Here is a 21449-nt window from a genome sequence, read left to right as displayed (position 1 = left end):
GCCCATGTCCGTCCTGCTCGCCGCCAAATCCACCGGCCGCAGGCTGCGCACCGCCAGCCTGCAGCAATGGGACCAGCACAAGCCCCGCCCCCACATGGTCCAGCGCGCCATGCAGGCGCTGGAAAAAGCCTTGCCGCCGCAGTGGCTGCAGCCCATGAAGCTGCTGGGCCTGGGCGACTGGCAAAAGGGCGCGCAACACGCCAACGGCCAGCCCGAATGGGCGGCCTGCCACGACGCGCTGGCCGCCATTGACGACTTTGCCAGCCGCCACGGCCGTGCGGCCGAGTGGAATCTGGACGACTACGAGATCTGCCAGATGGCCAGGCGCCTGAGCGACGAAGTCGGTGAGCTCGACGCCGGCGCCCAGGCCCAGAACATGGACCTGGCCGCACGCGTGGACCTGGTGCGGCTGATGCTGCGCATGCTGGGCCTGCAGGAAAGCACGCCGCTGGCCGGCGAGCCCGCCATTCGCCGCGCGCTGGACGCGGCCTGGTGGCGCCGCATGCTGCGCCGCCACGTCACGCGCACCGTGGAGGCCGGCGCCGTCAAGCTGGGCATCGTCAACCGCCGCACCGGCGGCTATGCCAGCAATGCCACCGTGCGCCGGCGCACCGCGCAGATCGAACGCAACGCCCGCGCGCTGGAGCGCAGCCTCTACCGAAACGAGGCCGGCCAGGTCTTCACCCTGGCCGAGCTGGCCGCGCTGTCGCCGGCCAACCCCGTGATCCGTGGCGGCGAGCTGATGACGCGCATCCGCGGCGCAGAGGAATATGCCGACGCGCGCAGCCACGTCGGCCTCTTTCTCACGCTGACGGCGCCCAGCCGCTTTCACGCCGTCACGCTGGGCAGCGGCGGCCGGCCGCGCCCCAATCCACATTACGACGGCCACAGCACGCCGCGCGATGCCCAGCTGTGGCTGCGCACCATGTGGGCGCGCGTGCGATCGCACCTGGGCCGCCAGCGCATCGCCATGTACGGCATCCGCGTGGCCGAGCCGCACCATGACGCCACGCCGCACTGGCACGCCCTGGTCTGGGCCGAGTGCGAGGAGCACGCCCAGCACATCGAGGCCGCCATCCGCAAATGGTGGCTCAGCGAAGATGGCGACGAGCGCGGCGCCCAGCGCAACCGCATCAACGTCAAGCGCATGACCGGCGGCGGCGCTGCCGGCTACGTGGCCAAGTACATCGCCAAGAGCGTGGGCCATGCGGCCCTGGCCGACCACCTCGACGTGGTGCAGGGCCGCCTGTGGGATGTGGAGCAGGGCGGCATGCCCGGCCACCGCCGCGTGGACGCCTGGGCCGCCTGCTGGGGCATTCGCCAGTTCCAGGCCGTGGGCATGCCCAGCGTCTGCGTCTGGCGCGAACTGCGCCGTGTCAGCAAGGACCAGGTCGAACAGATCCGCATCGAAGGCGACAAGGCCAGCTGGAAGGCCTGGGGCGCCAGCCACCGCCACGGGCCCGACATCCCCGCCGACTGGCGCCGCTACATGGAAGCCATGGGCGGCCACTGCCTGGCCCGCGACCGCTGGCACCTGCGCATGGCACGCCGCCCCGTGCCCGCCGGCGCCGTCAACCAATACGGCGAGGCCATCGCGCCCGGCTGCGGCCGCGTGGTGGGCCTGGAAACCCGGCGCGGCCAGTGGCTGGTCTCGCGCCGCATCGCCTGGCGCAGCGTGGCCCGCGCCACGCTGGAGTTCCAGGAAACCCAAGGTGCGGAAAGCGCCAAGGGTGCCGAGGTCGCCGAGGTCGCCGACGTGGCCCCGCCGACCCTGCTCGCCCGCGCGCCGCTGGCGCGCGCTTGGACTGGTTTCAATAACTGTACGGCCCGGCTCACGGGCCACACGCTGCGCGCCCTCATCGGCCGCAGCGGGCACCTGCGCGAGGACCGGGGCAACCCGGCCGGGCCCGATTCGGGTGCCGATTCCGCGCCCGATTCCGTGCTGCACCGCCCCGCATCCGGCGCCACGCCATCCAACCACCCTTTCTTTACCAGCTGATCCACCCCAGGAGGACCCACCATGCACCACAACATCACCGCCCTGCGCAGCTACCGCGCCACCCTCATCCCCCACGGCGTGGACGCCGCGCAGCTGGATCAACTGGCCGACGCCCGCCTGCTGCCCGTGCTGCGCCTGAAGGCGGCCAGCGCCAGCCACGCCCAGGCCTGCGCCCTGCTGGCCAGCGGCCGGCCCGTTCTGCGAGTCGAGCGAGTTGAACGTGCGGAGCGCAAGAAGGCAGGCAAGTCCATCACGCCGCGCCAGGCCTGATCAAGCACCCCAGCACCGGACACGACATCGGAGAACACCGCAATGACGCAACAGAACATGGAACTCTTTCACAGCGCCCCGCGCCTGGACACCCAGGGCATCGCCAACTACCTGGGCCTGAGCCGCGAGCACGTCACCGCGCGCCTGACCAAGCGCCCGGACTTTCCCAAGCCCTTCATCAACGCCAGCCGCCGCATCCGCTACTGGCGCATGGCTGACGTCAAGGCCTGGGCCGAGGGGCGCCGGTGAGCCGGCACCAGGCCATCGCCGTGCGCTCAGTGATCGCTGCCCGCAAGAAAACGGCGTGCCTGATCACGCGCCCCGTCGAAGATCTGCCGGGCCATGGGCTGCGGCACGCTGGCCGGCAGGCGCGGCTGCAGCCGGTCGATGGCGCCGTCCAGCGCCTCGACCATCTCCACCATGCTCTCCCAGAGACCTGCGATGCGCGTGGTCTCGGCCAGGGCCTTCCAGTGGCGGCGCTGGATCTCGGCCAGGCGGTAGTGGCGGCTGCGCCCCGGCAGGGCCATGGCCATCCTGGCGCGCTGGCGGGCAATCTTGCCGTGGCCGTGACCGATGATGGGCCAGGCCGACAGCACGTCGTACAGCGGTGTCATCTCATAGCCGCCGCCCGGCTGCAGGAACACCGAGAAATTCTTGGCATGCCCGTCCGTGGCCGCCAGCAGCCAGAACGCCAGCTGGGCCATCACGAAGCGGGCGCAATCCTGGGCAGGCTCGCTGCCATGCTGCAGCACCTGCAGGCACTGCAGCATGCCGGGCCCGCCGTGGGTCTCGTACTTGTTGGCGCTGGCAACGCCGCGCACCTGGCAGAAATCTTCCTGGGGCAGACGCGCAATCCAGCCCTGGGCCGTCCAGGCGCGGTCAAAGCGCTCCACGCACAGCACCTGCTGACCGCCAAAGGTCTCGATGCTGCTGTCGGCCACGGCAAAGCCCAGCTCGGCCAGCAGCCGGGCGCACAGCCACTCATTGGCCACTGACTCGCTCAGGTCGTAGTGCCAGTGCGGCACCACGCCGATGGCCGGCTTCAGGATATGCGTGGTCGGCGTCGCACCCAACGGGCGGCACCACTGGCCGCCATGGCGCAGCACCGCCGTCTTCTCCTGCGCACCGGCAATGGACAGCCGGAACTCCTGGTCCACCTCCAGCGCGCCAAACCCACCACCCAGGCTGGCCAGGTGCTCGGCAATCTGCGCCTCGCTCAGCGGCTCGAAGCGCACCTGGTCGAACCCTTCAGGCACGGCCCCCTCGGGCAGCAGTTGCACGGCACCCACGCAATCGCGGCCAATGGCTTCCAGCAGCGAAAACGCATCGATCCCGCGCAGCCCGAAGCGCTGGTGAACGCGCCGGCGAATGCCCTCGCCGTCCGGCAGCAGGTTGTCGAAATAATGGGCCACCACCTCGCCCGCCACCGTCAGGTCGCGCGTGAAGGGCATGGACAGCGACAGCGGCCGCGCATGCGCGCTCTGCGGCCAGGCCGGGTCATAGGCGAACACATGGCGGCCCGTGCGCGTGACCTCCCAGGAGCCCACCCGCTCCCCATTCATCCAGACGCCCAGCGCCGCCATCACCAGGACCCTTTCGGCTTGCGGTCCTGCCAGTGCGGCGGCAGCGCCTGCGGCTTGAAGGCCACGGGGCGGTCGGCGGGCTTGCGGGGCACGTTGTCACCCGCGTACGGCTGTGGAGCGGGCTCGGCAACCTTCGACGCAGCAGGCACAGGCACAGGCACAGGCACAGGTGCAGGTGCAGACGCAGGAGAAACCACCGCATCCGCCCTGGGCCGCATGAGCAGATCGGCATCCAGCAGTTGCAGGATCTCCATCAGCTGGCGCACGCTGATGGCGGCCGGGTCACGCTCTATCGCCGCCACACGCGACTGGGACACGCCCAGCCGCTGTGCCAGTTGGGCCTGGCTCACGCCAGCGGCCTTGCGCAGCGACTTCAGGTGCAGCGCAAGCTGATCGGGCAGTTGCAACAGGTGGTCCATGGTGTTCTCCTGGCCAGGGCATTCAAAATATCATCTCAAGATGATGAATTGAAATTATCACTCCAGAATAATATTGTCAACATATCATATTGGAGTGATATTTCTGGCAGCCATCTTGCCTACAACCGTGCCGCTATGTCCTCGGCCGTCTCCCGGTAATAGGTATTGAACAGCTCGTTGATATCCACGTGGCCGCTGATGCGGGCCAGCGTCATCACATCCACGCGCTTGCTCAGCCAGGTCAGCGCCGTGGCGCGCAGGTCATGGAAGCGCAGGCCCTGCACCATCACCCGGTCGCGCAGCTTGCGGTAGAGCGTGTCGCGGCTGGCGTCGCTGATGGTCCAGTAGGCGTCGCGCCCCGCAGCCTCGGCGGCGGCGTCCAGCACGCGCAGCAGGCGCACGGCACGGCGCGTCAGCGGCACATGGCGCTCGCCCACCTTGGCCTCGGTCTTGTGGTGCGGCAGGTGGTAGACCCGGCGCTTGAGATCCACATTGCTGCGGCCCATGCGCAGGATCTCGCCGCTGCGCATGGCCGTGTGCAGGGCCACCAGCATGGTCCAGGCCGTCTGCTCCATGGCGGTGACAGGCGCCAGGCGCGGCGAGACATTGGCCGAGCGCAGCATGCGCCGCACCTCGCTCCACTGCCCCGTGCGTCGGCGCGCATGGGACTTGGCCGGCAGCTTGATCTCGGGCCAGGGGCTCTTGCCCACCCATTTCCACTGCTTGACCGCCAGCGTCCAGATCGGACGGAACTGCTGCGCCTCGCGCAGCACGCTGGCGCCAGAGACCTGCTGCAGCCGCGCATCGCGCCAGCGCGCCAGGTCGTCACCCGTGATCTCGTGGAACACCTTGGCCGCCAGCTCGGGAAACTCGCGCAGCCAGGCATCAAAGCGCAAATGGTCGGCCCGCGCAGTGCTGGCCGTCTTTTTGTCGGTGACCTCGCGCCGATAGCGCTCCACCGCCTCGGCCAGCGTGCGCCGCGGAAACTCCCCGCGCGCCCCGGCCAGAATGGCCGCCTCCTCGGCCACGGCCCAGCCCTGCGCCTCGGCCTTGGTCGCCCGCGTGGCGGTGCGTCGAATACCCGCTCGCTCCACCTCGGCCCGCCAGCCGTTCTTCACCTTCCGGAAATACGCCATCCCACCTCCTGCAGCCCGCGCGGGATCACAAGCGGGATCTGCGCGGGACTGTGATGTGATTTTGCGCTGTTTTGTGCCGGTTTCAACCCGTTCCGTTTTGCCCTCAGAACCCAGAAAAAAAGCCCGCCTCCTCTACAGGAAGCGGGCTTGAGCAGTGTTCGCCGCAGTTGAGCGGCGTTGGTGCGTGGTGCGCGGGGGGGACTCGAACCCCCACACCATTGCTGGCGTCAGGACCTAAACCTGGTGCGTCTACCAATTTCGCCACCCGCGCTGGTTCTTGAGGGAGCCGCCTGCGCGGCGGCTCCTAGGTCAGGGCGCAGATTCTAGCCGCAATTGCGGGGTGGATTGCCATACCCCGGATTTGAGCGGCGGCCTCTGCGTTTTCGCCGCCTCAATGCGTGGGCTCGCGGCGCACGCGGAACACGGCGGCGTACATGGCCGGTAGCGCCAGCAGTGTCAGCACCGTGGCCACGATCAGCCCGCCCATGATGGCCACGGCCATGGGGCCCCAGAACACGCTGCGCGACAGCGGGATCATGGCCAGCACGGCGGCGGCAGCCGTCAGCACGATGGGGCGCAGGCGGCGCACGGCGGCCTCGATGATGGCGTCCCAGGCCGGCACGCCGCGCGCGCGGTCGGTCTCGATCTGGTCGATCAGGATCACCGAATTGCGCTGGATCATTCCCATCAGCGCCACCACGCCCAGCAGCGCCACGAAGCCGAAGGGCCGCCCCAGCAGCAGCAGCGCCGCCGCCACGCCGGGAATGCCCAGCGGCCCGGTGATGAACACCAGCAGTGAACGGCTGACACTGCGCAGTTGCAGCATGAGCAGCGTGAAGGTGAGGAACAGCATCACGGGCACGCCGGCGACGATGGCGTCCGAGCCCTTGGAGCTTTCCTCCACGGCGCCGGCCACATCGATGCGGTAGGCCGTGTCGCCCGCGGCGTGCCAGCGCGCCTCGATCTCGCGCAGGCCCGGCAGCAGCGCATGGGTCAGCGTTGCGCCCTGCAGGCCCTCGCGCACATCGCCCTGAACGGTGATGGCGAACATGCGCTTTTCTCGCCACATCACGCCGGGCTCCCAGACCATCAAGGGCTTGGCGATCTGCGTGAGCGGGATCGACTTGCCCGACGCCGTGGGCAGGTAGGCGTTGGCGATGTCGGTGATGGCGTCGCGCTCCGAATACGGCGTGCGCAGCACGATGTCGATGAGCTTGTCACCCTCGCGGAACTGGCCCACGGTGGAGCCGCTGAGCATGACGCGGGCTGCCTGTGCGATGGCCTGGCTACTCACGCCCAGGGCGCGCGCCTTGTCCTGGTCCACCTCCAGGCGCACGGCCTTGACGGACTCGTTCCAGTTGTCGTTGACGCCGCGCATGTCGGCGTTGGCGATCATGACCTGCTTGACCTCGTCGGCATAGGCACGCAGCTTTTGCGGATCGGTGCCGGAGACGCGGAACTGCACCGGATAGGGCACGGGAGGCCCGTTGGGCAGCAGCTTGACGCGGCCGCGCACCTCGGGGAACTCCTGGGCCAGCAGCGCCGGCAGCGCCTTGCGCAGACGCTCGCGCGTGGGCAGGTCCTGGGCGACCAGGATGAACTGCGAGACGTTGTTCTGCGGGAACACCTGGTCCAGCGGCAGGTAGAAACGCGGCACGCCCGAGCCCACCCACTCGCTGACCGTGCGCACGCCCTCCAGCTGCATGAAGCGCTCTTCCACGCGGCGCGTGACGGCCTCGTTGGCGGCCAGCGACGTTCCTTCGGGGAACCAGATGTCCACCAGCACTTCGGGCCGGCTGGAATCCGGGAAGAACTGCTGCTGCACGCGCGACATGCCCACCAGGCCCAGCGCGAAGACCAGCACCGTGATGGCGATGGTCAGCCAGCGGTGCGTCACGCACCAGTTCACGGCGCGCCGGAAGCGGTTGTAGAACGGGCTGTCGAAGACTTCATGCTCGGCCGACGAAGCATTGAGGTTGGTCTCCTCGATGGGCACCTCGCCCGAGGCCACCTCGGGCGGCAGCGTGGCCGCGTGCGGCGGGCGCTTGAGCAGCAGCATGCCCAGGTAGGGCACGAAGTACACAGAGGCGAACCAGCTGAGCACCAGCGCAATCACCGTCACCGCGAAGATGGCGAAGGTGTACTCGCCCGTCATGGACTTGGCCATGCCGATGGGCAGGAAGCCCGCCGCCGTGATCAGCGTGCCGGTCAGCATGGGCTTGGCCGTGATCTCGTAGGCAAAGGTGGCGGCGCGGTACTTCTCGTAGCCCTCCTCCATCTTGCGCACCATCATCTCCACCGCAATGATGGCGTCGTCCACCAGCAGGCCCAGCGCGATGATCAGCGAGCCCAGCGACACCTTGTGCAGGCCGATGTTCCAGTACCACATGGCCAGGAAGGTCGCGGCCAGCACCAGCGGAATCGTGATGGCCACCACCAGTCCCGGGCGCGGGTCGATGTACCAGCGCTTCCACAGCGGCTGGTGGCCCTCGCGCTTGTGCAGGCCCAGGCTGATGAAGCTCACGGCCAGCACCACCACCACGGCCTCGATCAGCACCTGCAGGAATTCGTTGACCGAATCGGCCACCGCCTTGGGCTGGTCCTGCATGTTGGCCAGCTCCACGCCGGCCGGCAGCGTGCGCGCGATGTCGCCCACGGCGCCGCGCAGGGACTTGCCCAGGCGGATGATGTCGCCGCCCTTGGTCATGGACACGCCCAGCGCAATCGTCTCGCGCCCCTGGTGGCGCACCTTCACATTGGCCGGATCGGCATAGCCGCGGCGGATCTCGGCGATATCGCCCAGGCGCAGCTGCGCGCCCGATGCGCCGCGGATGGGCATGGCGCGCAGCTCATCCACCGCCAGGAACTGGCCGGCCACGCGCACCTGCACATCCTCGCGCGGCGTCTGCAGCACGCCTGCGCCCTCGATGGCGTTTTGCTGGCCCAGCTGGCCCAGCACCTGGTTCATGTCCAGGCCCAGCTGCGACAGGCGGCGCTGCGACAGCTCGATGTAGACCTTCTCGTCCTGCACGCCGAACAGCTCGACCTTGGCCACGTCGGGCACGCGCAGCAGGCGCTGGCGCACGTCGTCGGCCATGGTCTTGAGCTCGGCGTAGCTGAAGCCGTCGGCCTGCAGGGCGTAGATCACGCCATAGACATCGCCGAACTCGTCATTGAAGAACGGCCCCTGCACGCCCTGCGGCAGGGTGTAGCGCATGTCGCCGATCTTCTTGCGCACCGTGTACCACAGCTGCTGGACATCGCCGGGGCGCGAGTTGTCCTTGAGCTGGAAGATGATCATCGACTCGCCGGGCTTGGAGTAGCTGCTGATCTTGTCGGCGTAGGGCACCTCCTGCAGCGTGCGCTCGATCTTGTCGGTGACCTGCTCGGCCATCTGCTGCGCCGTGGCGCCCGGCCAGTTGGTGCGCACCACCATGGCGCGGAAGGTGAAGGGCGGGTCCTCGTCCTGCCCCAGCTGGAAGTACGAGGCAAAGCCCAGCAGGAGCAGCACGACGATGAAATAGCGCGTCAGCGCCACATGGTCCAGGGCCCAGCGCGAAAGATTGAAGTGCGCGCCCTGCGGCGCCTTGTGCTTGGGCCCGCTCATTGGGCCGCTCCGCTGGGCGCAGCGCCTGCGGCGGCAGGTGCCTGTGCAGGCTGTGTCTGTTGCGGCCGGTGCTGAGCCGGCTGCTGCTGTGCCGGCTGCGGGGCCTTGTCATAACGGTCCTGATAGACCGTGACCTTCTGGCCTGGCGTGAGCACATGCACGCCGGCGGCCACCACCTGCATGCCGGGCGTCAGGCCAGCGGCAATCACGGCCTCGTTGCCATCGGCCGTGGCCAGTTGCACGGGCTGCAGCTTCACCGTGCTGCTGGCGGCATCGAACACCCACACGGCCGTGCCCTGGCCGCCGCCGCCTTCCTGACGCAGCGCCGTGGTCGGCAGCTTGATCACGGGCTGGCCCGTGGGGCCCATGCCCTCGGGCAATGCGTGGACCGTGGCACCCAGCGGCGGCACGGCGGCCGCATCCGACGCGGGCAAAGCCACCTTCACCTGATAGGTGCGCGTGACCGGATCGGCACTGGCCGCCACCTCGCGCACCTGGCCCTGCAGCGGCTGCATGCCGGCCGACCAGGGGCGCACATTCACCTTCTGGCCCACGCGGATGGCACCGCGCTTGTCTTCGGGCACCACGAACACCACGTCGCGCGGGCCGTCCTGGGCAATGCGCACCACGGGCGATCCGGCCGACACCACCTGGCCGGGTTCGGCATCTATGCCGGTCACCACGCCGGGCACATCGGCCAGCAGCTGCGCGTAGGACTCCTGATTGCTCTGCGATGCCAGCTGCGCCTTGGCCTGGTCCAGCGTGGCCTGGGCGGACTTGAGCGTGGCCTCGCGCCGCTCCAGCTCCGCACCGCTGATGAAGTTCTGCGCCTTCAGCTGCGAGTAACGCCTCACATCGGCGGCGGCAAGATCGCGCTGCGTGGTCGCGGCCGCCACCTGGGCGCGCGCGGCGTCAGCTCCCAGCCGGTAGTCGCTGGCATCGAGCCGCGCCAGCAACTGGCCTGCCTGCACGTGCTGGCCCAGTTCCACCTCGCGGCGAACGAGTTTGCCGGCCACGCGAAAGCCCAGGCGCGACTCTATGCGCGCGCGCACCTCGCCCGCGTACTCCAGTTGCGTGTCCAGCGCGCCCACGCCTACGGTGAGCAGCTTGACGGCGCGCACCGGCTCGGGCGGCGGCTCGGCCTTGGAGCAGGCGCCCAGCGCCAGCGCGGCGGCCAGGCACAGAGGGGCAAGAAGAAGATGGCGCGGCAAAGCGCGCGCGGCAGGGTTCGATGGCAAGTCGGGCATGTGGATCCGGGAGGGCTGGTGCGAAAAGCGGCTGCGGGCTGCAAGATCCGGGCAACATGCCGCGGCAGCTGGCTGGCGCCGTTTACTGACTGACGGGTTAGTAATTTAGGAGAAGCCCTTGAGCCCGTCAAGTGAAATGCATGGCCTTGCGCGCAGCATCGACAATCGGCCACCGTGAAGTCCACCGCTCCCACCCTGCCCACCTCCCCCGCCCCGGTCACGCACTACGAGAACTTTCCCGTGGCGTCCTGGCTGTGCCCGCCCCGCTTGCGCCCGCCGATTGCCGCGCTCTACCACTTCGCACGCACTGCAGACGATCTGGCCGACGAGGGCGACGCCACGCCGTCCGAGCGCCTGGCCGCGCTGGCCGCCTACCGTGCCGACCTGATGGCGCTGGGCACCGAAGGCGAGGCCTCCATGCTCTCCCGCACGGCCTGGCCTCTTGTCTTTGCAGGGCTGGCACCGCAAGTACGCGCCCACCAGCTGCCGCTGGCGCTGATGGACGACCTGCTCAGCGCCTTCGCACAGGACGTGCGCAAGACCGAATCCAGCACCACCTACGCCGACCGCGCCGAGCTGCTTGACTACTGCCGCCGCTCGGCCAACCCCGTGGGCCGGCTGCTGCTGCATCTGTACGGGGTGGATGATGCCGAATCGCTGGCCCGCAGCGACGCCATCTGCACCGCCCTGCAATTGATCAATTTCTGGCAGGACTTCAGCGTGGACCTGCCGCGCGGGCGCCACTACCTGACCGATGCCGACTGCACCGCCCATTGCGTGCGGCGTGAAGACCTGCGCGCCGAGCCCGCTGCACTGACCCCTGCCGTGCGTGCACTGCTGGCCGAGCAGTCGGCATGGGCGCGCGCACTGATGCAGTCCGGCGCACCACTGGTGCACCGCCTGCCGGGCCGCATCGGCTGGGAGCTGCGTCTGGTCGTGCAGGGCGGGCTGCGCATCCTGGACAAGGTCGATGCGCTGCAGGGCGCCAGTCTCTACCGCCGCCCCACCGTCGGCAAGGCCGATGCGCCGCTGCTGCTGTGGCGCGCCCTGCGCATGTGATGGCGGGCCGGCCGTTGTGACACCCAGGCTTTGGCTCCCAGCCGTCCATGGGACAATCCGGCCCCATATGAATCCGGATCAGTACGTCCAAGACAAGGCCGCCGCCTCGGGCAGCAGCTTTTATTACGCCTTCCTCTTCCTGCCGCGCGAGCGCCGTGCCGCCATCACCGCCTTTTATGCGTTCTGCCGCGAAGTGGACGACGTGGTGGACGAAGTCTCCGACCCCGGCGTGGCCGCCACCAAGCTCGGCTGGTGGCAAAACGAAGTGCACCAGGCCTTTGCAGGCAAGCCCTCGCATCCCGTGATGCGGGCGCTCATGCCGCACGCCCCGGTCTACGCCATCGAGGAGCGCCACCTGCAGGCGGTCATCGACGGCTGCCGCATGGACCTGGAGCAGACCCGCTACCTGGACTTCCAGGGCCTGACCCGCTACTGCCACCTGGTCGCAGGCGTGGTCGGTGAAGTGGCCGCGCGCATCTTTGGCCAGACACAGGAAGAAACCACCGCCTACGCCCACAAGATGGGTCTGGCCTTCCAGCTGACCAACATCATCCGCGACGTGGGCGAGGACGCCATGCGCGGACGCATCTACCTGCCCATCAGCGAGCTGCAGCAGTTCGACGTCAAGGCGCATGAAATCACCAAGCGCGAGTACTCCGACCGCTTCACCGCGCTGATGCGCTTTCAGGCCGAGCGCGCCCACCGCCTCTACGACGAGGCCCTGGCCCTGCTGCCCGCCGCCGACCGCCGCACGCAAAAGCCCGGCCTGATGATGGCCAGCATCTACCGCACCCTGCTGCGCGAGATCGAGGCCGACGACTTCCGCGTGCTGCACCAGCGCATCAGCCTGCCGCCTCTGCGCAAGCTGTGGCTGGCCTGGAAGATGCAGGCGCTGGGGCGCATGGCGCGGTGAGCAGAGACAGCGCCAAGCACACGCCTCGCGCCGCTCAGCCGCGCGCCGCCATCCTCGGCGGAGGCTGGGCCGGCTTTGCCGCCGCCCTCACGCTGGCGCGCAGCGGCTGGCACATCACATTGCACGAGGCCGCACGCGAGCCCGGCGGCCGTGCGCGCGGCATGGACCTCGACACGCCACAGGGCCCGCTGCGCGTGGACAACGGCCAGCACATCCTCATCGGTGCCTACACCGAAAGCCTGCGCCTCATGCGCGAAGTGGGCGTGGACCCTGAACGGGCGCTGCACCGCCAGCCCATGGCCCTCCCCTATGCCGATGGCAGCGGCCTGCGCTTTCCCGACTGGCCTGCGCCGCTGGAAGCGCTGGCCGGCATTGCCACCGCACGCGGCTGGAGCCTGGGCGAGCGTGCAGCCCTGCTGGCGCGCGCCGTGCGCTGGCGGCTGGCGGGATTTCGCTGCGCGCCGCAGGCCACCGTGGCCGACCTGTGCGCCGGCCTGCCGCAGCGCCTGGTCACCGAGTTCATCGACCCGCTGTGCATCTCGGCGCTCAACACGCCCATTCACCTGGCCAGCGGCACGGTGTTCCTTCGCGTGCTGCGCGATGCGCTGTTTAGCGGCCGTGGCGGCTCGCATTTCCTGGTGCCGCGCCGTGACCTGGGCAGCCTGTTCCCGGCGCCGGCCGCGCAGTGGCTGCAAGAGCGCGGCCACGCCGTGCGCCTGGGCAGCCGCGTCGCAGAACTGCAGCCCCAGGGCCCGCACTGGACGCTGGGCGCAGCCCAGGCCGAAGACGCGCCCTTCGACGCCGTGCTGCTGGCCTGCCCCGCGCCCGAGGCGGCGCGCCTGGCACTCACCGCCGCAGAGCACGACAGCCTGCCTGCACGCGACGGCATAGCCCTGCAGCGCTGGGCGCAGCTGGCCCAGGACCTGCAGCACCGCCCCATTGCCACCGTCTATGCGCAGGCCTTTGACGCCTCGCACACATTGCCCCCGGGCGCGCCCTGGCTGGCGCTGCGCTCCACGCCCGATGCACCTGCGCAATTCGTCTTCGACCGTGGGCAACTCGGCGGCCCGCAGGGCTTGATGGCCTTCGTCATCAGCGACAGCGCATCGGACCGCGAAACCCTGCAGGCCCAGGTGCTGGCCCAGGCCCGGGCGCAGTTGGGCTGGCATGGACTGGTTGCGCTGCGCACCGTGATCGACAAGCGCGCCACCTTCGCCTGCCTGCCGCAGCTGCAGCGCCCCGGCATGGAGTTGGGCCACGGCCTGTGGGCCTGCGGCGACCATGTGGATGGACCGTATCCGGCCACCATCGAAGGCGCCGTGCGCAGCGGCCTGCAGGCGGCCGAGGCCATCGGACAGGCCCTGGGAGCCGAGGGAAAAGCCTGATCCCCCGGGTATCTCCGTAGCCTGCAGACCCTGGTTTGACAGCAGATTGACAGCCGCCCGCGCCACCATCGCTGGCGCCGCATCCGCTGCCCATTCACTACAACGATAGCCAGGAGACCAGACATGCCTTCGCGCGACTTTCTTCACCACGCAGACCTGCCCCCGCTCGGCCGCCGCCAACTGCTGGCCGGCACGGGCGCCATGGCCCTGTCGGGCCTGCTGCCTGCGGCCGCGCTGGCGCAGGACGCCTGGCCCACGCGCCCCATCCGCTTTGTCGTGCCCTTTGCGCCCGGCGGCAGCTCGGAAATCGTGGCGCGCTCCACGGCCGCCGAGCTGTCCAAGACCCTGGGCCAGAACGTCTTCGTGGACAACAAGCCCGGCGCGGCCGGCAACATCGCCATGCAGGAAGTGGCGCGCGCCGATGACCAGAGCACCGTCATCCTGGGCCACATCGGCACCCTGGCCGTCAATCCCTACATCTTCGACAAGCTGCCCTACGACGCCAACAAGGACTTCCAGCCCGTCAGCCTGCTGGCCAAGGTGCCCAGCCTGTACGTTGTCCACCCCGATGTGCCGGTCAAGAACCTGCGCGAACTCATCGCCTACGCCAAGAAGAAACCCGGCCAGCTCAGCTACGGCTCGGCCGGCAATGGCAGCGCCGGGCACCTAGCCTTCGAGTACCTGAAGATGACGGCCGAGATCTTCATGTTGCACGTGCCCTATCGCGGCACGGGGCCGATGATGACGGACCTGATGTCGGGCCGGCTGGACGCTGCCTCAGTGGGCGCCGCCGCCCTGCTGCCCTTCATCAAGGCGGGCAAGGTGCGCTGCATCGCCACGGGATCGACCCAGCGCCTGCCCCAGTTGCCCGATGTGCCCACCGTGGCCGAGCAGGGCTTCCCGGGCTTCGAGATGACGCAGTGGTACGGCATGCTCGCCCCCTCCAGCATGACCCGAGCCCACGTGGACAAGCTGGCTGCCGAATGCGCCAAGGCCGTCAAGGCGCCCGACGCGCTCAAGCGCCTGCAGGGCGATGCGGCCGAGCCCATCGGCAGCACGCCCCAGCAGTTCGCGCAGTTCATTGCCACCGAGCAGACGCGCTGGCAAAAGGTGCTCAAGCGCGCCCAGGTCAAGCCGGACTGAGCGCACACGGACTGACACCCCCAGGCACAGGCCCCGGCATCAGCTGGCCGGGCCAGCCTTCTCGGCCATGGCGCGCAACACGCCCTGGCCGGCCTTTTGCACATGCTCGGCGCTCAGGCGCGCGGCCTGGTCCGCGTCGCCCTGCTCTATCGCCGCCACGATGGCGTCCAGCTCGGCCAGCGTCTGCGGCAGGCGCCCGGGCTGGGACATGGAGATGCGCCGCAGCACCGTCACGCGGTTGTTCAGCTGCCGCAGCATCTGGCCAGCCACCAGATTGCCGCAGCCCTCGATCAGGATGTCGTAGAACTGGTTCTTGATCGCCAGCAGGGCCACCTTGTCGCTGGCCACGGCGGGCACGGCCAGCTCGCCCAGCTTGGCGCGCAGCGCGGCGCGCTGGCCTGCCGAGGCATGCAGCGCAAAGCCCCGGCTGGCCAGCCCCTCCAGGCTGGCCCGCACCTCGTAGATATCGCGCACTTCCTGCACCGAGATGTCCGTGACCTCGGGGCCTCGGTGCGGAACGATGGTGATCAGCCCCTCGGCCTGCAGATGCTGCAGCGACTCGCGCAGGCACGAACGGCTCACATCAAGGCTCTCGCACAGTTCGCGCTCGGACAGCTTCTGGCCCGGCGCAAACACGCCATCGAGGATGGCCGTGCGCAGGGTCTGCGTCGTGCGCAGGCGCAGCGACGTTTCTTCGCGGGGGACACGCAGCATCTGGTTCATGGGACGAATCCTACCCGCCGATCCAGGGGTCGGACGGACTGACGGATTGTCATACACACACCTGGCGCTGCAGGCAATCCCGATTTTCATCAAGTAGGATTGTCTGACAATCTGATTAAATCCACTCCACCGAAAGACATCTTCACCGCCTTCCATCAGGAGTTTTCATGACCCGAGCCTATGCACCCAAGAACCCCGCCCTCTTCGACCAGGGCCTGTCCACCCGCCGCGAGGTGCTGGGCGCCGAGTATGTCGATGCGTCCATCCAGAACGCCACGGACTTCAACATCGACATGCAGGAGCTGGTCACCCAGTACTGCTGGGGCGATGTCTGGAACCGCCCCGGCCTGGACCGCAGGACGCGCTCCTTCCTGAACCTGGCCATGATCACGGCGCTGAACCGCCCGCATGAACTCAAGCTGCATGTGCGCGGCGCCATCAACAACGGCCTGACCAAGGAAGAGGTCAAGGAGGTCTTCCTGCAGACCGCCATCTACTGCGGCGTGCCGGCCGCCATCGACTCCTTCCGCGTGGCTTCGGAAGTCTTCAAAGAGATGGACATCTGAGGCACGCAGCATGACCACCATAGGATTCATCGGCCTCGGAATGATGGGCCAGCCCATGGCCCACCTGCTGCACGCCGCAGGGCACGCCCTGGTCATCCGGGACGCCGTGCCCGCCGCCACCGCACGATTCGCGCAGGAGCATGCGGGCGTGGCCGTGGCATCCGGCGCGGCCGACTTTGCCGGCTGCAGCGTGGTCTTCACCATGCTGCCCGACTCCCGCATCGTCGATGCCGTGGTCGGCGAACTGGCACCGCACCTGCCGCCCGGCGCCTGCATCATCGACATGAGCTCGGCCGACCCCAACCGCACGCGCGCGCTGGCCGGCCTGCTGGGCGAGCGCGGCATCGGGCTGCTGGATGCGCCGGTCTCCGGCGGCGTCAAGCGCGCCATTGCGGGCACGCTGTCCATCATGGTCGGGGGCGATGCGGACCTGCTCGCCCAGCACCTGCCGCTGCTGCAGCGCATGGGACAGGCCGTCACCCATGTCGGCCCCGTGGGCGCGGGCCATGCGCTCAAGGCGCTGAACAACTATGTCTCGGCAGCGGCCCTCATCGCCACGGCCGAGGCCATCCACGCAGGCGCGGCCTTCGGCATTGCGCCAGCCACCATCGTGGACGTGATCAACGCCTCCACCGGCAAGAACAACACCACCGAAAACAAGGCCCACCAGTTCATGCTGAACGGCGCCTTCAACTCGGGCTTCTCGCTGGCGCTGCAGGCCAAGGACGTGGGCATTGCCCTGTCGCTGGGCCAGGCCATGCACACGCCCATGGCACTGGCCGAACAGGTCAGCGCCATGGCGGCCGAGGCCTCCAGGTCCCTGGGACCCGCCGCCGACCACACCGAGCTGTACAGGTACGTGGCCCCGGCCTGAGCCTGCGCCGTCTCGCCGTCGTCAAGGGCCGCATGCGGCCCTTGCCTTACTGCCTCACGCCACCAAACACGCCACCGACAACCGGCCGCACAGAGCCGGCGGCCCCTGCACGCGCCTCCAGGAGACAAACCCATGCGCCCCCTCATCCGCAATCCTCTCGCCCAGACCCTTCTCGCCGCCGCGCTGGCAGCGGCCAGCCTTGCCGCCCAGGCCTTCCCCAACAAGCCCGTCACCATCGTCGTTCCCTACGCGGCCGGAGGCTCCACCGACGTGCTGGCCCGCGTGCTGGCCGAGGCCATGACGCGCGACCTGGGCCAGCAGGTCATCGTCGAGAACCTGGGCGGCGCCGGTGGCACCATCGGCACCAGCCGCGTCACACGCGCCCAGGCCGACGGCCACACCCTGCTGCTGCACAACATGGGCATTGCCACGGCGCCCGCGCTCTACAGCAAGCTGGCTTTCGATGTGAGGCGCGACCTGGAACCCATCGCGCTGGCCGGCGACGTGCCCATGATCCTGGTGCGCAGCAAAGGCTTTGCGCCCGCCACGCTGGCGGATTTCATCGCCCACATGAAGGCCAAACCGGGCGAAGTGCGCTTCTCGCATGCCGGCGTAGGCGCCACCTCCCACCTGTGCGCCATGCTGCTGCTGCAGACCACCGGCACCGAGGCCACCCTGGTGCCCTACCGTGGCACGGGCCCGGCGCTGCAGGACCTGGTGGCAGGCAATGTCGATGTCATCTGCGACCAGCCCGTGGCCACCGGCCCGCACATACAGGCCGGCATGCTCAAGGGCTACGCCGTCGCCACGCGCGAACGCCTGCCCTCCCTGCCCGATGTGCCCACCTTCGCGCAGGCCGGCCAGCCCGGCTTCGAGCTTGCCGTATGGCACGGCCTCTACGCACCGCGAGGCACGCCCCAGGCCGTCATCGAGCGCCTCAACAAATCGCTGCGCACCGCCCTGGCCGAGCCCGCCCTGGTCAAGCGCTTCACGGACATGAGCGTCATCATCCCGCCCGCAGACCGCCTCACCCCCGACGCCCTGCGCCAGCACACCGCCGCAGAAATCAAGCGCTGGGACCCGGTCATCAAGGCTGCGGGGGCCAAGGCGGAATAGAGGCGCAGCAAGGAGCAGGCAGGCCAGGAAGATAGGCGCGCTGAGCAGGGCACAAAAACCCGACGCAGCCCAAAGCCTGGGACACCGAGCAAGGGCCGCCCCGCCGCGAGGGTGTCGTCCCCCTCCCGCGAAGCGAGAGAGGGGGAAGCCGCGCAGCGGCTCAGGGGGTGACGATCATTTTTCCATCCACCACTGGATGACGATCTTGGCGATGTAGCCGACAAAGCCCACGCCCAGGCCCAGGAAAATCACGAAGGTGCCGAACTTTCCTGCCTTGGACTGGCGCGCCAGCTGCAGGATGATGAACACCATGAAGAGGATGAAGGCCCCCACGCCATAGGTGAGGAAGAAATGGGCGATCTGTTCTTCTGTATACCCGAATATCACGACAACACCGTCCTACATCCTCCCCTGCAGGCCCGGCCGGTCCGGGCCCGCCCGGCTCAACGCGCCGGAAAGGCCGACGCATCGACCAGATCGCGGTACGCGTGCCAGCTCGCGTGCCCCAGCAGGGGCATCACGGCCACCAGTCCCAGCAGCCAGCTGCCCAGGCCCAGCAGGGTCAACAACACAATGAGGGCGGCCCACAGTGCCAGAGGCACAGGGTTGGCCAGCACGGCCAACCAACTGGTCAGCACGGCCTGGCGCACCGTCACCCGCCTGTCCAGCATCAGCGGCATGGCCACCACGCTGGACGCAAAAATAGGCGCTGCCAGAAAACTGCCCAGCGCCAGCCATATCGCAAACAACTGCCCGTCGCGGGCCAGCACCACGTGCTGCACGAAATCCGCCGGAGTGGCGATGCGCACGGGCGAGAGCACGGTGATCAGCGAGGCCGACACCAGCACCCAGCCCGTGGCCGCCAGCGACAGCAGCAGCCCGAACTGCACCAGGCACCAGTAGCCGCCCTGCCCCTCGGCCTTGGACGCGTGGCCGCTTTGCCAGCGCATCCAGGTGCTGCGCACCAGGGACAGGTCGGCGCGCTCGCCACGCTCCAGCGCACGGCTGATGGCGTAGAGGCTGGTTGCCACGACAGGGCCGACGATCAGGAACCCCGACAGGGCCCCAGCCATCAGCCAAAAGCGATTGTGCCCCAGCGTCAAGATCAAAAACCCGATCAAGGTCAAGACCAGGCCATGTGCCAGGCTCAGCCAGGGCGCCCTGGCCATGTCGCGCGCGCCACGCGCCAGCCAGCTCAGGGGGTGTTTCCAGCCGATGCTGCGCACGGCGGGGAGGACGGGGGGGTGGAAGAAAGCGGTGCTGTGGCTGGTGGGCATGGCATGGCGCGGCTTCGCGGGCAGGCAGGGTCAGCTGTCAGCCAGCCCCTGGCACAACTGCGCAAGGCTGGCCACCGTGACGTGGGGCGTGGACCCCTCGTGAGGCCATGCTACGCCCGTGCGGTTGAGCCAGACTGCGTGCATACCCGCATCCATGGCGCCCAGCGCGTCGAGCCGCGCGTCGTCGCCAATGTGCAGCACCTCGTCAGGCGCCACGCCTGCCGCCGCCGCTGCCGCGTGGAAAAAGCGCACGTCCGGCTTGGCCATGCCGGCCTTGGTCGCGCTCAGCGCGGCATGGAAATGCTCGCCAATGCCCACCACGTGCACGCTGGCGTTGCCGTTGCTCAGCGCCACCACGGGCCAGCGCGCGGCCAGGAACTGCAGGGCGGGCAGCGCGTCCTCGTACAGGTCCACGCGCTGGCGCTCGGCAAAGAAGATGTCGAAGGCCGTTTCCGCCAGGCCGCCATCGTCGCCATTGCGCTGCAGCGCCAGGCGGATGGACTCGCGGCGCAGGCCGCTCAGGTCGTGGGCAAGGTCCGGGCGGTCACGCTCGATCTGCACGCGGATGGCGCGCAGGGTGGCCACGTCGCGCAGCGCTGCGGCCGTGGTGGGCGCATGGGCGTGCAGCCAGTCCAGCAGCACCTGTTCGGCGCGCGAGATGGCTGGCCATACGGGCCACAGCGTGTCGTCCAGGTCGATGGAAATGGCGCGGATGCGGCCGCTGCGGCGCAGCTGCTGCAATGCGGCCAATGCAGGGTCAAGAGAGGATTCGGCGAGGGGGGCGATGGTGGCTTGGGACATGGTTCGAGCATAGCGAAGGCAGCCGTTGCCGGCAGCAGCCGGGTCATCCGACTCGCGTGGCAGGCGGCTCCGTCCTGCCACAATCGGCCCATGCCTTCCCGCTTCGCGCCAGAACCTCCATTCCGCCACGACCAACCCCAGCGCACCGCCGTGCTGCTGTGCAACCTTGGAACGCCCGATGCGCCCACGGCCCCGGCCGTGCGCCGCTACCTGGCGCAGTTCCTGGGCGACGACCGCGTGGTCGAGATCCCCAGGATTGCCTGGCTGCCCATCCTGCACGGCATCATCCTGCGCACGCGGCCGGCCAAGTCGGCGGCCAAGTACGCCACCGTCTGGCATGAGAAGGACGGCTCCCCCCTGCAGCACTGGAGCGCGCGCCAGGCCCTGCTGCTGCGCGGCTGGCTGGGCGAGGCCGGGCACAACGTGCTGGTGCGCCATGCCATGCGCTACGGCAACCCGTCCATCCCCAGCGTGCTCGATGCCCTCAAGGCCGAGGGCGCCACGCGCATCCTCATCCTGCCGCTGTACCCGCAGTACTCGGGCACGACCACGGCCAGCGTGTTCGATGCGGTCTATGACTGGGCCCGCACCCAGCGCCATATTCCCGAGCTGCGCTTCGTCAACCGCTACCACGACGACGCTTCCTACATCGACGCGCTGGCCCAGCGCATCGAGGCCCATTGGCGCAGCAACGGCCGTGGCGAGAAACTGGTCATGAGCTTTCATGGCGTGCCCGAGCGCACGCTGCACCTGGGCGATCCCTACCACTGCGAATCGCGCAAGACCGCACGCCTGCTGGCCGAGCGCCTGGGCCTGTCGCCCTCGCAATACCTGGTGACCTTCCAGTCGCGCTTTGGCAAGGCCAAATGGCTGGAGCCCTACACCGAGCCTTCGCTGATCGAGCTGGCACGCAGCGGCACCAAACGGGTGGACGTGGTCTGCCCCGGATTCACCAGCGACTGCCTGGAAACGCTGGAGGAAATCAGCCAGGAAGCGCGCGAGGCCTTCATGCATGCCGGTGGCGAGCAGTTCGAGTTCATTGCCTGCCTCAACGACAGCGCGCCCTGGATCACGGCGCTGAGCCGCATCGCCCAGCAGCATATGCAGGGCTGGCCCACGCAGAAGGCGCCGCAGGCCGAACTCGACGCCAGCCTGGAGCGCGCCAAGGCCGTGGGCGCACAGCGCTGAGGCCGTTCTGCATCTTCTGCACCGCGCCATATAACCCTGCCTCATGAGCAGAATGCATAAGCGTCTTTGTATATAGATGCTGCAAGCGGGACAATTGCACTCCAGTTGCTTGTTCCGCCGGTCTTCCATGATCGGCCCCAGCC

At 68.8% G+C, this 21449-nt stretch carries 20 protein-coding genes and 1 tRNA gene; 11 read left to right on the top strand and 10 right to left on the bottom strand.

Going from position 1 to position 21449, the window contains the following annotated elements; all coding sequences use genetic code 11:
• Positions 1–4: 4 nt before the first annotated feature.
• The 3 genes from BO996_RS12270 to BO996_RS12260 are packed head-to-tail and all read left to right on the top strand — an operon-like array spanning position 5 to position 2518.
• Entirely contained in the window at positions 5–1999 is a 1995-nt protein-coding gene (locus BO996_RS12270) for a replication endonuclease (RefSeq protein WP_071954871.1), read from the top strand.
• Positions 2000–2020: 21 nt separating this feature from the next.
• Positions 2021–2269 carry a hypothetical protein gene (locus BO996_RS12265; protein WP_071954870.1) on the top strand — a complete coding sequence of 83 codons (249 nt, stop codon included), beginning with the start codon at positions 2021–2023 and terminating at the stop codon, positions 2267–2269.
• A gap of 42 nt (positions 2270–2311) precedes the next feature.
• Positions 2312–2518, top strand: coding sequence for a helix-turn-helix transcriptional regulator (locus tag BO996_RS12260; RefSeq protein WP_012204496.1), 207 nt, complete (start codon positions 2312–2314; stop codon positions 2516–2518).
• 26 nt (positions 2519–2544) lie between these two features.
• Here the strand turns inward: BO996_RS12260 and BO996_RS12255 are convergent, their stop codons facing one another.
• The 6 genes from BO996_RS12255 to BO996_RS12230 all read right to left on the bottom strand — a co-directional run bounded on the left by BO996_RS12255 (position 2545) and on the right by BO996_RS12230 (position 10261).
• A complete protein-coding gene (locus BO996_RS12255) occupies positions 2545–3852 on the bottom strand; it encodes a type II toxin-antitoxin system HipA family toxin (RefSeq protein WP_071954869.1) in 1308 nt (435 codons plus the stop codon).
• Positions 3852–4271, bottom strand: a complete 420-nt coding sequence (locus BO996_RS12250) for a helix-turn-helix domain-containing protein (RefSeq protein WP_071954868.1) — start codon at positions 4269–4271, stop codon at positions 3852–3854. Before BO996_RS12250 ends, BO996_RS12255 begins: the two co-directional genes overlap by 1 nt.
• A 119-nt stretch (positions 4272–4390) precedes the next feature.
• On the bottom strand, positions 4391–5407 hold the full coding sequence (locus tag BO996_RS12245; RefSeq protein ID WP_026062098.1) for a tyrosine-type recombinase/integrase: 1017 nt from the start codon (positions 5405–5407) through the stop codon (positions 4391–4393).
• A 185-nt stretch (positions 5408–5592) separates the two neighbouring features.
• A tRNA-Leu gene (locus tag BO996_RS12240) sits at positions 5593–5678 on the bottom strand.
• Positions 5679–5798: 120 nt separating this feature from the next.
• A complete protein-coding gene (locus tag BO996_RS12235) occupies positions 5799–9014 on the bottom strand; it encodes an efflux RND transporter permease subunit (protein WP_071954867.1) in 3216 nt (1071 codons plus the stop codon).
• The gene (locus tag BO996_RS12230) at positions 9011–10261 is read right to left on the bottom strand and encodes an efflux RND transporter periplasmic adaptor subunit (protein WP_071954866.1); all 1251 of its coding nucleotides are present in this window, start codon (positions 10259–10261) and stop codon (positions 9011–9013) included. Before BO996_RS12230 ends, BO996_RS12235 begins: the two co-directional genes overlap by 4 nt.
• A 174-nt stretch (positions 10262–10435) precedes the next feature.
• On the opposite strand from BO996_RS12230, the gene hpnC reads away from it, so the two are divergent.
• The 4 genes from hpnC (at position 10436) to BO996_RS12210 (ending at position 14761) form a co-directional block, all read left to right on the top strand.
• Positions 10436–11320, top strand: a complete 885-nt coding sequence (gene hpnC / locus BO996_RS12225) for a squalene synthase HpnC (RefSeq protein WP_071954865.1) — start codon at positions 10436–10438, stop codon at positions 11318–11320.
• Between the two features lie 67 nt (positions 11321–11387).
• Positions 11388–12233, top strand: coding sequence for a presqualene diphosphate synthase HpnD (gene hpnD / locus BO996_RS12220; RefSeq protein WP_013803312.1), 846 nt, complete (start codon positions 11388–11390; stop codon positions 12231–12233).
• The gene (hpnE, locus tag BO996_RS12215) at positions 12230–13618 is read left to right on the top strand and encodes a hydroxysqualene dehydroxylase HpnE (RefSeq protein ID WP_071957087.1); all 1389 of its coding nucleotides are present in this window, start codon (positions 12230–12232) and stop codon (positions 13616–13618) included. Before hpnD ends, hpnE begins: the two co-directional genes overlap by 4 nt.
• A gap of 123 nt (positions 13619–13741) precedes the next feature.
• The gene (locus BO996_RS12210; protein ID WP_012204487.1) at positions 13742–14761 is read left to right on the top strand and encodes a Bug family tripartite tricarboxylate transporter substrate binding protein; all 1020 of its coding nucleotides are present in this window, start codon (positions 13742–13744) and stop codon (positions 14759–14761) included.
• A 39-nt stretch (positions 14762–14800) separates the two neighbouring features.
• On the opposite strand, the gene BO996_RS12205 is transcribed toward BO996_RS12210, so the two are convergent.
• Positions 14801–15484: a GntR family transcriptional regulator gene (locus tag BO996_RS12205; protein WP_034391668.1), complete on the bottom strand. Its 684-nt coding sequence runs from the start codon at positions 15482–15484 to the stop codon at positions 14801–14803.
• 167 nt (positions 15485–15651) lie between these two features.
• Between BO996_RS12205 and BO996_RS12200 the strand changes: the two genes are divergently transcribed.
• From BO996_RS12200 to BO996_RS12190, 3 genes are all read left to right on the top strand, one after another.
• Positions 15652–16050, top strand: coding sequence for a carboxymuconolactone decarboxylase family protein (locus BO996_RS12200; RefSeq protein ID WP_012204485.1), 399 nt, complete (start codon positions 15652–15654; stop codon positions 16048–16050).
• 10 nt (positions 16051–16060) lie between these two features.
• Complete coding sequence (locus BO996_RS12195) at positions 16061–16924, top strand: NAD(P)-dependent oxidoreductase (RefSeq protein WP_071954864.1); 864 nt, start codon at positions 16061–16063, stop codon at positions 16922–16924.
• A gap of 132 nt (positions 16925–17056) precedes the next feature.
• On the top strand, positions 17057–18040 hold the full coding sequence (locus BO996_RS12190; protein ID WP_071954863.1) for a tripartite tricarboxylate transporter substrate binding protein BugD: 984 nt from the start codon (positions 17057–17059) through the stop codon (positions 18038–18040).
• 174 nt (positions 18041–18214) lie between these two features.
• On the opposite strand, the gene BO996_RS12185 is transcribed toward BO996_RS12190, so the two are convergent.
• From BO996_RS12185 to BO996_RS12175, 3 genes are read right to left on the bottom strand one after another with little or no spacing between them, the layout of a single operon-like run.
• Positions 18215–18427 (bottom strand): DUF2788 domain-containing protein, encoded by a 213-nt coding sequence (locus tag BO996_RS12185; RefSeq protein ID WP_012204482.1) that lies wholly within the window; start codon positions 18425–18427, stop codon positions 18215–18217.
• A gap of 56 nt (positions 18428–18483) precedes the next feature.
• A complete protein-coding gene (locus BO996_RS12180) occupies positions 18484–19317 on the bottom strand; it encodes a DUF2189 domain-containing protein (RefSeq protein ID WP_034391664.1) in 834 nt (277 codons plus the stop codon).
• 30 nt (positions 19318–19347) lie between these two features.
• The gene (locus BO996_RS12175) at positions 19348–20118 is read right to left on the bottom strand and encodes an HAD family hydrolase (RefSeq protein ID WP_013803318.1); all 771 of its coding nucleotides are present in this window, start codon (positions 20116–20118) and stop codon (positions 19348–19350) included.
• Between the two features lie 90 nt (positions 20119–20208).
• Between BO996_RS12175 and hemH the strand changes: the two genes are divergently transcribed.
• On the top strand, positions 20209–21306 hold the full coding sequence (gene hemH / locus BO996_RS12170; RefSeq protein ID WP_071954862.1) for a ferrochelatase: 1098 nt from the start codon (positions 20209–20211) through the stop codon (positions 21304–21306).
• The last annotated feature ends 143 nt before the right edge of the window (positions 21307–21449 follow it).

Source organism: Delftia sp. HK171 (genome assembly GCF_001886655.1).
Lineage (GTDB): Bacteria > Pseudomonadota > Gammaproteobacteria > Burkholderiales > Burkholderiaceae_C > Comamonas > Comamonas acidovorans.
This window is presented reverse-complemented; position numbering and strand designations above follow the sequence as displayed.